Annotated in this window: 8 protein-coding genes and 1 pseudogene; 3 read left to right on the top strand and 6 right to left on the bottom strand. The window is 61.7% G+C overall.

The genetic code is table 11. The annotated features are described in order from the left end of the window. Positions 1–642: 642 nt before the first annotated feature. Both BCD48_RS50715 and BCD48_RS50710 read right to left on the bottom strand, forming a co-directional pair. A complete protein-coding gene (locus BCD48_RS50715) occupies positions 643–1,491 on the bottom strand; it encodes a hypothetical protein (protein WP_131804034.1) in 849 nt (282 codons plus the stop codon). A 1,029-nt stretch (positions 1,492–2,520) separates the two neighbouring features. After that, positions 2,521–3,219 carry a hypothetical protein gene (locus tag BCD48_RS50710; protein ID WP_206745016.1) on the bottom strand — a complete coding sequence of 233 codons (699 nt, stop codon included), beginning with the start codon at positions 3,217–3,219 and terminating at the stop codon, positions 2,521–2,523. A 563-nt stretch (positions 3,220–3,782) separates the two neighbouring features. Here BCD48_RS50710 and BCD48_RS46620 point away from each other — a divergent pair. The 3 genes from BCD48_RS46620 (at position 3,783) to BCD48_RS50705 (ending at position 7,530) form a co-directional block, all read left to right on the top strand. Further along, positions 3,783–4,934 carry a DUF4238 domain-containing protein gene (locus BCD48_RS46620; protein ID WP_157910520.1) on the top strand — a complete coding sequence of 384 codons (1,152 nt, stop codon included), beginning with the start codon at positions 3,783–3,785 and terminating at the stop codon, positions 4,932–4,934. A gap of 392 nt (positions 4,935–5,326) precedes the next feature. Then, positions 5,327–6,313 (top strand): PIN domain-containing protein, encoded by a 987-nt coding sequence (locus BCD48_RS17905; RefSeq protein WP_071049578.1) that lies wholly within the window; start codon positions 5,327–5,329, stop codon positions 6,311–6,313. Between the two features lie 608 nt (positions 6,314–6,921). Then, positions 6,922–7,530, top strand: coding sequence for a hypothetical protein (locus BCD48_RS50705; RefSeq protein WP_131804031.1), 609 nt, complete (start codon positions 6,922–6,924; stop codon positions 7,528–7,530). Between the two features lie 237 nt (positions 7,531–7,767). Here BCD48_RS50705 and BCD48_RS17900 read toward each other — a convergent pair whose 3' ends face one another. The 4 genes and pseudogenes from BCD48_RS17900 to BCD48_RS51350 all read right to left on the bottom strand — a co-directional run. Further along, complete coding sequence (locus tag BCD48_RS17900; protein ID WP_116271554.1) at positions 7,768–8,256, bottom strand: gamma-glutamylcyclotransferase family protein; 489 nt, start codon at positions 8,254–8,256, stop codon at positions 7,768–7,770. Beyond that, positions 8,141–8,560: a hypothetical protein gene (locus BCD48_RS56695; protein WP_241841818.1), complete on the bottom strand. Its 420-nt coding sequence runs from the start codon at positions 8,558–8,560 to the stop codon at positions 8,141–8,143. Before BCD48_RS56695 ends, BCD48_RS17900 begins: the two co-directional genes overlap by 116 nt. Beyond that, the gene (locus BCD48_RS17895) at positions 8,524–9,336 is read right to left on the bottom strand and encodes a hypothetical protein (RefSeq protein WP_241841817.1); all 813 of its coding nucleotides are present in this window, start codon (positions 9,334–9,336) and stop codon (positions 8,524–8,526) included. The genes BCD48_RS56695 and BCD48_RS17895 overlap by 37 nt, the downstream gene beginning before the upstream one ends. Before the next feature lie 266 nt (positions 9,337–9,602). After that, positions 9,603–10,043, bottom strand: a pseudogene (locus tag BCD48_RS51350) (IS1634 family transposase); the annotation flags it as partial.

The following is a 10,043-nucleotide window of genomic DNA, read 5'->3' as shown; positions in this document are numbered from 1 at the left end:
CGATTAGTGCACAATTTTCGTCGCTGGCGCCGGCGAAGCCGCAGGTCACAGCCTTACGATCTTGCGAGAAGAATCAACGTGAGGGAAGTCAGGTTGCAGGACGACTGGCGTGCGGCATCCCGCCAACGGCGGCTACGGAGCGTTGAGACGAGTCGACCCACGGATTAAGAGATCTTGGTAATTTGTCCGTCTATGTCCGTGGACGTCCGCCGGCGCAGGTCACGCGCTGTCCGGGTTCCATGGACGTCCACGCTCGTCCACCGCTATCCGCCGGCTTGGCTGCCGGCGCCTGATCGGCTTCGCGCTGCGGCCGCCTGGTTGGACTACACGCTGTCGTCGCGCAGGCCGGCCACTTCTCGACCGTCTCGGACGTCGTACCAAGCATCTCATCCGTAGTTTGAGTTGGATCATCCACTAGCGTCCGGGAACGTCCATCGCGTCTGCTCACCTCGGGTGGCGCGTCCACCGGCGCCCGTGGACGTCCACTCTCGTCCACGGGCTCGGCTGTCAACTTGGCTGTCAGGTTCGATGGCCTGGCCCACCGCACGACCGGTCGTTGACGTCTTGGCGACGGCACGCCAAGAGGTAAGGGACGGAGGCCTCGTGACAGCAAGATTATCGCCGCCGGCAAGTTCATGAGAGTCAGCAGTCAAATTTGACCTTTCGCTTCGTTAGAAGCGACGGGAGTGTGGCAGCATTCCACCTGTTGTCGGCATTCCCGCAGGTGGTTCGCTTCGAAATCTCTGACGTATGAAAAATTTCAATTCGCAATGGCTGTGTGGCCAGCATTTTGGTCCATGCTGGAGTAGAATCGAGTACATACCCAGTCGCCGCCCTCTTATTCTGACCGTCCTCAATTCTCTCTTTCGGTAGCCAGAACGTACCGGCAAATAAAAAACTAGCGCTGAGCGCCAGAGAAACAATTAGAGCCACACCGATTGTGATCGCCTTCGAGATCAGGTAGTAATCCCGCGCTAACCGCTCTTCATCAGGAGTCGGCGAGTCGCCGCGTGGAGGAATGTCGGCCTCATCCACGGTCTCGGCTCGACCTTCCTGTGGAGACTCGCCGTCTGGTGATGCCTTGAGCGCGTGGTTCTTGAGCTGCAATCCCACACGCAGAAAGCGGCCGAGCACTAGAAAGGGTAGCCCAAGAATAACCACATATATAGGGACCAGCGCAAGCATACCAAGGAAAGCTGCGCCCGCTATCAGAAGATCGATGCGTGAGCGGCCCGACCCGTAATACATGAAAATACTAACGATTACGACGGGAGTAGCTTGCAATAGAAGCCATAAAATGAGCTGTGTAGGCGAGGCAGTCGTCAAAACGGCTACGGCGAGATCGGTATTCCCTCCCGTGATTGATAGGGTCCGAATACAAAGCAGAAAAAGGGAAGCGGCGCCGGCGATCCACGCCCAACCGAGTCGGCCCGCGAGTGCGCCTGCGACAGTCCCAAGCTGGTCCTGCCGCGTTTCAGGGGTGCTGTTCACTTGGCGAGTGTCCCACCGCCCAGTTCGCGTGCCCAAACGGGCCACGAATCAATCGCTGCGTCGTGTGGCGAGTATGAACGTAACGAGGTCGACCACGCGGGGCGATGCGTCCGCGAACGCGGGTGCCAAGCTGCGTGGAGCGTGCCGACGCGGCGACGCGGCGCTTGATCCCTTGATCCCTTGATCCCTTGCGTGAGGGTGTCGACGACCTCGGCGATCTTCATAGGCCATGACCTCTGGAGTTCAAACTTGAGTACAGAACGCAAGAACAGTCAGTGACTCTGCGTCATACCGACTGCTTGCTACGAGGTACGCCGCAAGGCATTTGAACCCGAACCCGCAGATTAAGAGATCTTGGTAATTTGTCCGTCAATGTCCGTAGACGTCCACTGGTGCAGGTCACGCGCCGTCCGGATTCCATGGACGTCCACGCTCGTCCGTCGCTGTCAGCTGGCTTGGCTGCCAACCCGGCTGTCATTCACCGGCGGCCCGGCCTGGCTCGGCGTCGCTACGGGCACGGTGGTCAGGCGTTGACACCGACCACCCACGGAGGCCAAGCCGACGATCTTCGTCGGCAAGCCGACCCGTACCGCAGACCCGCCAGGCCGAGAAACGGAAGCCACGCGGCAGCATTCTACCGTCACCACCCGACTACAAGATCGGCCCGGGGTGTCCGTGGACGTCCATGCTCGTCCGCCGGCGTCCGTGGGCTGGCTGTGCCAATGGCTGTACAGCGCAGGTGTGCCCTCCGCCGCGTTCCTGGCCCAGACCTACCAATCCGTGATTTTACTTTGATCTTCAAATGGCGCTTGCAGCTGTCCGTCACCGCCGTCCACTAGCACGGGCCACGGACCTGACGATCACTTCGCACGACCAACTTGCCCGCTGTGGACTGCCGGCCTGGCTGCCCGTCGGCCGCCCGCATGGCCAACTGCACTGGATACAGGCACCGCTCCTCGGCTAGGGCAGCCAAGCTAGCGGTTGCTGGACTCAACTGAAGGCTACGCAGGAACATCCAACTTGGGATTTCTACCGGCGAGACTTCACAAGATAGAACGTCATCGTAGACATAAGCCCAATATTAAGAAAGAGAATGACGTATTCAAATACCATTGGAGGAGTTACACAGGGGCTATTTGCGAGGCTGCCCAGAACCCCGACCCCTAGGGCGGCGGCCGCGACTACGCCCAGGGATATATAGGCCAACAAATTTAACGCCTTCGCGCGGGCCCCGGGCGACCATGGAACGGGCGACCAAAAGAAGTATATATAAATATTGAAGAAAAGCTGCAACCCGAGAGCCGCCAACGCGACGATCTCGAAAGTCCATCCCGCACCGTCGGGGCCGAATCGCGTATGTTCATAATCGCCCAGACCAGCGCATATGTAAATTGACACGAGCCATGTCATCGGTACAGCTAGAATGATCCGCGCAAATTTTGCCGCCTTTCCAATATCATTGCCTGGATTGGCGGCTTCCACTTCGTCGAAAACGAGAACGATCGTGTAGACAATGAGAACTAAGGCTACACCAAATGCCGTTCCTAGCACACCCTCCTCCGTGGCGGCGCGCCCAGCAGGTATCGACTCTCCATTCAATACGGCGTAACCAATACTCGTGAGGACCAGAATAATGAAGGTGCTCATCAGGATCCGCGCCAAGTCGCCCAGGGGAATAGTGGCACTGCTATTTCCCGGGATGATATAAGGCGCGACAAGAAGCGTCATCGTCGCGAATGCAAATCCGGCAAGAAGTCCGGAGACCTCAGAGTAGAGGCCCGCGGTCGACGCGATGTTGAACGTTAATGTATTGGTACAGGTTCCCACTCGCCCCCCATGAGCTGGATCTTACGTGGTGTAACTTACCAGCCCCTTCGCGCGCCTTGTCTGGGTGTAGGACATCCACCGGGAGGCCGGTCCGCACGTCCGCTGCCTCAACTGTACGGATGGCAGCGAGCTGTATGAAGCCGCCCAGGCAGCTCGGTACGACCGGAACAGCTGACCATGCCGACCAGCGGGTGAAGAGGAGAGGGCGAGCCCTCCGCGGACGTCCACGGGCGTCCGCCCGGTCAGCGCAGGGAGTCCGTGGATGTCCACCGTTGTCCATGGACGTCCGCCGGCTCGGGTACACAGTTGGGTGCAGTGCCGGCCGCGTCTGATGGGCCTCGGCGGACCGCTCTCCGGCCGCGGGGGCCTTGGCGAACGGAACCTTCTGTTCCGTAGATCTCGGCAGGGGGTCCACAGACGTCCGCTGGCGTCCATCGGTACAGGTCGTGGGCTCGGTGATGCCCATGGCCGTCCACCGGCGTCCGTCCCCGCTGCAGTACGACTGCAGTACGGTCGAGCACCGGGCGAAGGTGACGGAGCGTCGGGAGGATCGCGCCGCGGACGACCTGACGGTCTGGCTGTCACCCGGCTGCCGGACGGTGGCACACCGCTCAGCAGAACGCCTCGAAGCCCAGACGCTGCGTGGTGAGATCATGGTAGCCGTGCAAGCCGAGCCGAAAAGTCATCACTACGTACCGAAGCTTCACCTGAGACGCTTCGCCGATCCGAATGGAAACATCGGCGCCGCGGACAGGGCTGGTGGCGGAAAATCGTTTGTCCTGTCGGTCAATAAAGCCGCGACGGAGAACTGGTTTTACTCGATAACCTTGGCGGACGGTCGACGTTCAGCAGACTTCGAGAAGCAGCTATCTTCTATCGAATCTGAGATTGCTGGAGTACTTGACTCCGCGATCAGCAATAGCAGTCTCCCTACTTCGCGCGCCGATCGCGAGATACTGGCCGGATATGTGGCACTCCAATTTCTCCGAACCCCTTTGGTGCGGGCCCTAAACAGAAAGATCGGCGAATTGATCGTCGCGGGCATCGACGACGGGGAAGCGATTAGGCAGATAAGGTCCAATGTTGAGGGAAAATTTGGCATTGACCCCGGTGACGAGCTAGTTGCGCCCGCATGGGAGGAGGCAAAAAGTGGCCTTCTTGAATACTACTTGGGTTCCAATGCGAATGAGCATCTGAAGTTCGTTGCTACGCATCTTGGTTCACTCGCGCGCCGCTTGATGAGTTATCCAACTGGTCTCGTGACCTGGAGCAGGAGAACGATCATAACCAGCGATAGTCCGGTGAGTTTATGGTCTCAGACTGTCGACGCGAATGCCGACGACGGAATTGGTCTATTCACGGCAGAGAATATCGTCGTCCCGCTCTCACGGCAATCTGCCCTCCTGCTGGTTCGACCTGACTTAGGTTTTCGCGACGGGCAGAGGATCCTTGGCACTACAAGAAACGCCAACTATGTTCGCGCCGTCGTGGCCGCGAACTGTCACCGTTGGATCTTCCACCACCCGGAGGACGGACCAATCGGCGACGACCTTCCGGCTCCGGTTGAGCGAATAAGGAAGCTGTCGGATATTACTGATGCGGCCGGCAGTCAATAATAAAACTTGCCTACTTGGATTAGCCTGTGCCCGCGACCTCTTTGCGCATGTGGCTACAGGGCCGATGCAGCGCCGCATGTGATCCGTAGTTTGATCTGGATCCTCCGGGGAGGTCCACAGAGGTCCGCTGAGCAGGCACGGGCGGCGGACGCAGTCCTGGCGGTCCGCGTCCGTCCGCCGCCATCCACCGGCTCGTCTGTCAGGTTGGCTGTCAGCCTGCGCGGCCCCGGCCACGACCTTCAGATCCGTAGACCTCTCCCTGGGCCAGTTACGGATCGTCCCGCTCAGCCTGGCGGCCCAAAGGCGCACACTTACCAGTATGATCAAATTCTGGCGAAGGTGTAGAGGGGAGCGCAGATCGTGGCATTGCAAGAGATCAGGGCGGCTTGCGCGTGATCCACCTCTTTATTGATACGTCCCTGTGGCTTGACCTAGCGAAACGTCGCGACGGCCAACGGTGGATCGTGCCACTCAGAGTTTTTCACTTCCAGTCGAGGCTACGCCTTCTTGTTCCTCAACTTGTCGTCGACGAGTTCGAGCGAAATCGACCAAGAGCCGAAGCCGCCGTTACGGCCGCAGTCGCAGAGAGATTCCGACTCCTCCGCAAAGATCTTCATGATTGGGCCGGCGCGGGTCGGCAAGAGTGGCTTGCGGAGATGGCTTACCACGTCCCGCTTGTCAGCTCGTCTTCACTACAGAACTTTGCAGAGATCGCGGACCTGTTGAGGAGCGGTGCGCGGCTTGAGGTAACTGGTGCAGAGCATCGCCGCGTGGTCGAGCGAGGGTTGAGTAAGTCGGCTCCCCTGCATCGCAACAAGAACAGCGTTGCAGATGCCCTATTGATCGAGCTATATCATTCGCAGCTTGCCGCGGTTACAGATGACTCAGATTTGCTTGGATTTGCGACGTGCAACTTTGAGGATTTTTCCGAGCCAAACGGCGATCGTCGACGCCCGCACTCCGACTTGGCTCCACTCTTCAACCCGGCTGCGTCTCGCTACATCTACGATGTTGACGGGCTGGAGAATGCGCTAGCGGACTGGTTTGGCGCGGATTTCCATGAGATCGCCGATGAGGCGGACACGCTGCACGAGGAACCGCGGACTCTTGTCGAAATCTTGGGCGCCGAGAAAGAGTACTTCGACAAGATTTGGTATGTTCGCAGCTCGATTCTTGACGAAAAAATTGAGCGGGGTGAGTCGAAGCCTATCGGTCGAGACCTTGAAGATCAGAGGAACGCCGCAAGGGGAGCCATTGAGGACCGATACGGCCGGGAGAACCTCGGACCCTGGGACGACTGGACCTGGGGATTTGTCCATGGAAAACTATCGGCCCTCCGCTGGGTTCTTGGCAGCGAGTGGGACTTCCTCGACACCTAGTTCGGTTCACACACCAGGAGATTATGCGATCGTCAGATACTCGTCTGTATTCGTCCGCCGACGTCCGCCAGTCTAGGTAACGCGCCGAAAGGGTTCTGCAGACGTCCACGCCCGTCCAGCACCGTCCACCGCCCTGGCTGCCAACGTGGCTGCCATCCACCCCGTGGTCTAGTCTCGGGCACGCCTGTGGGCAGACCATCCATTGTTGGCCCCCGACCGGGCACGGCCGCCGGCTCCGGATCTTCGTTGGCAAGCCGACCCGTACCGCAGGCGCGCCAGCGCCGAGGAACGGAAGCGGCGCGGCAGCGATGCACTTGTCCAGCAAGTCCCCTGCGGTGAACGTCGTCCGTGGCCTACTACGCGGTACGACGCGCGACACGCGGCCGGCTGCGCGACGGTCGCCGGTTCCTAGCCGCGCGCCGCGTGCGACGTGCCACGTAATCGCCCTAGTCGATGTCAGCCTCGAACCGGTCACCCATCCCCGCTCGACGTCACTCGTCCTACAGCCTTGATGGTTCTTGTGCGATATGGGCTAGATTGGCTTGGACTTCCGCCGACTGGCTGCGGTGAGTCGTCTGGGCATCGATGCATACGGGGGCATTTCGGACATGATGTCGCAGGAGGACCGCCGGGACTCGCGTCACCGGATCGACCGTCATCTTGGCAGGGCGAAAACGGTGTGGGCTGCGGTCGCCGGAGTGCTGGCGGCAACTGCATCTGTTGCGACCATTTGGCACTACTACGGGGGCTCCGGGAATCAACGCGCACAGTCGTTCAGCGGAGATCTCAATACACGCGCTCAAGCCCACGCCTTTATCCAGTACTTGACGACAAACGATCAGACGACGGTCCGACTTTCTGACGTCATTTGTCACTATTCTGATGTCGCGCAGTGGTGCGCCGACGACGCGAGCATGTCCTCTTATTCGGGCGCCGGGAAACTTCTCCTTCCGCACATTCCGGATGATACCGCTCAATACGAAACCGTGCACGTTAATGGCGAACGCGATTGCAGGCTTCCCGACGCCTCCTGTTCTGGAACGTACCTTGTTGTTTTTCGAATTCCAGTCGGCGTCGACGCTCACATCGGAAATGGGAAGTATGGCGCAGGTACGATAGTTGCGAACGGAAACTTCTCTGTGTCGGTAATTCGGAATCCGGCCGGGTTTCCGTACACAGAGGTGGTACTCACCGGGCGGGACGCCCCCAATACCTAAAGTTAGAGTCGGTTTTGCCTTGGTGGTCAAGATGGCTCGCTGTCCGCCTTTCATGTGTCTCGTTGACAAGCCGACCCGTACCGCAGGCGCGCGGCGCCGAGGAACGGAGGCAGCGCGGCAGTACCTCCGACCGGCGTGCCCCGGGTCAGCCGCGCGCAGCCGTCGCGCGGCGCGGCCCCGCACCGCGCTTGAACTCAGAACGAGCAATTCGGCAGCGTACGGGCTACGGACAGCGGGCTACGGACTCGACTCGTGGCGGCGGCGCCATGCGGCGCAGCGTTCGACGTAGGCGGGTAGGTGGTCGCGGGCGAACTCGTCGGGGCTCCACGGTGTCGCGGGGAGGAACTCGGCGGGGTTGGTGCAGACGTAGGCCCAGGCGTGTTGGCCGTGGTCCAGGTGGACGCGGGCCAGGGTGTAGATGTCGGCTTCGAAGGTGTCGAGGGTTTCCCATTCGGTGGGGGTGAGGTCGTCGAGCGGGTGTCCGGTGGCGGTGGCGGCCTGGTCGGCGATGAGGCCGGGGTAGATCCGTCCGGGTAGGGCGATGGCGCGCCAGCCGGTGATGGTGGCCGGGATGCGGTGGGGGTCGCGGTCGATGAGGACGCGCAGGACGTCAGGGAAGAGAAGGCTTCCGAAGACGAACAGGGGCGCCGGGTCCGCCGATGCGGGGGCCAGCCGGCCAGAGCTGGGTGAGCTGGTGCGGGGTGAGGGGCTGGGCGTAGACGGCACGGAAGACCTTCCCCACGGTGGCGGTGTCGGCGGTGTCGGCGAGGTTGACGAACCAGTCGATGCCGGCGGGGTAGGCCCACAGGTAGCTGCGTAGCTGGGGGTCGTTGCCGCGGTCGGTGAGGATGTCGGCGATGGTGCTTTCGGTCCAGAACGGGACACGGGCGCGTGCATGTTGGGCGCATTCGGCGACCGGCGAACCGGCGTTCACGGCCTGGTGCAGCTCGGCGCGGACGAGCTGTAGGTAGTGGTCCAGGCGGACCCGGGCGGTCACCGGGGTGTCGTCGGGGGTGATGAACAGCGGCATTGCCTGGGCGATGCCTTCCAGGAGCACCTGGTAGGGAACGTGGACGGACAGCAGGCGGGGCCAGGGAACGTCGGCGCGGCTGGCGGCGGCGGTGTAGCTGGCGCTCTGGAGGGCGTGTCCGAGGATCTCGTGTAGGGCGAACTGGGGATGCGCGCCTTGGTGAAGGTGGCGTTCCGGAGGTTGAATCGCAGCCGTACGTTCTGGCCGGTGCCGTCGAGCCAGTAGGACCAGTAGGCGTCAACGTCGGCGGTCGTGATCTCCAGGGCGTACGGGGCGTCGGTATCAGCGAGTACGCGGACGGCTGGCTCGGCTTCGCTGGCCGTGGCCTGGATCATCTCGGGTGCGTCGGTGGCGTCGATCGGGCCTTCGGCTTCGCGTAGCTGGCTGTCGGTGGTGGCGTCCCAGGGGATGCCGATGTCGGCCAGTGCGGCGTGGGCGCGCTCGCCTACGGCGGTCACGTACTCGTCGGGCCATCCGGCGGCGGGGCATCCCTGGGTGGCGGTCAGGTAGTCGTCCAGTGGGGGCCGTTCGCCGAGTACGGCGCCAAGGTAGGCCAGGTGCGCGCGGAGCTGCTCGGCGCACACCTGGTCGCCTTCGTCCTCGGCCCGTGCGGACAGCTCGGTGAGCGTGCTGTACACGTCGAGGCGGCTCGGGGCGGCCGTCACCGTGCCCGGCCTCGGCGCGCAGTCGAAGTCGATGACGGGGGCTGCCTTGCGCGCGGTCTCGTGGGCGTCCCACGCTCGTAGCGTCCGCTCGATGTCGTCACGGAGTCGCATGGGCGGTGTCCCATCGCAGCGTCACGAACTGGTTGGGTCGAAGGTCGTGCCGCGTCAGCTCGATAACGACTCCGGCGTCGTCTCGGGAGAACGACAGTCCGTCGGTCGCCGAGATCTCCGATCCGTCGGGCCGGTCCTCGGTTGCCGTGCATCGGGTCAACGACGTGACGCCCTGGTGGCGAAGCCGGATCGTTAAGCCGAACTTACTTGATCTAGGACGCACTGCGGGCTCGTGACTTGCGGGTTCGCGGCAGCCATTGATCGTCTTACTGACTACCAACGGTCTTGGAGATAGGCGCGCCGATTAGCTGGAAGACCTTTCTCTGGGTTTCGGTGGCGTTCGTGAGTAGCTGAAGGCTGCCGCCGCCGCTGATGCGGATCTCGTCGCGGGTCAGGGTGGCCAGGTGCGCGAGGAGGCCCTGGAAGCTGTAAAGAGGCGTTCCGTCGGGCTGTTCCTTGCGTGTGGATTTCCGGTTGGCGGCCTCGGAACGGAGAGCGGGCGCGACCGGGTCGGTGCGGCCTGGCGGCTCCTCGTCCGTGAAGGTGAGGGGGGCGAGCCGTTTCCTCAGGTGCCAGGTGATGTAGGCAGCGAGGGAGCAGATCAAGAGATGTGCGCGGACCCGGTTTTCCAGGTAGTGGTAGATCGGTCGCACCTGAAGGTCGGTCGTCTTGATCGTACGGAAGACTCGTTCGACCTGGGAGAGGTT

The organism is Pseudofrankia coriaricola (assembly GCF_001854805.1).
Lineage (GTDB): Bacteria > Actinomycetota > Actinomycetes > Frankiales > Frankiaceae > Pseudofrankia.
This window is presented reverse-complemented; position numbering and strand designations above follow the sequence as displayed.